Annotated in this window: 1 pseudogene; it reads left to right on the top strand. The window is 61.6% G+C overall.

Annotation, left to right across the window (positions count from 1 at the left end):
• Positions 1 to 380, top strand: a pseudogene (locus tag LBV24_RS15125) (T9SS type B sorting domain-containing protein); the annotation flags it as partial.

Consider the following 380-nt stretch of genomic DNA (forward strand, 5'->3'; position numbering starts at 1 on the left):
GAGGCGCTCGACCCGCTGGTTCTTGATACCGGCCTGTCTGCCGCGAACTACGGATTTGAGTGGAGCCTTAACGGTACGGTCATAGCTGGCGCTACGGGGCCTAGCCTTATGCCGCAACAGGGCGGCAGCTACAGCGTAACGGTAACGGATACGGGCACGTCATCTGCGACCAGCTGTACCAGTACGGACACGGCAGAGGTGGTGGAGAGCGAGCCTCCGGTACTGGTTGTCGAGCTTGTGACACAAGCTTTTGCGGAAAACCACGTTATAGAAGCAACGGCCAGCGGCCCCGGCGAGTACGAGTACAGCCTTGACGGCGGCCCTTGGCAGGACGGCGGCACGTTCGATAACGTATCTCCGGGCCAGCACGAGGTGACGGC

The organism is Winogradskyella vincentii (assembly GCF_020166345.1).
Classification (GTDB): Bacteria; Bacteroidota; Bacteroidia; order Flavobacteriales; family Flavobacteriaceae; genus Winogradskyella; species Winogradskyella vincentii.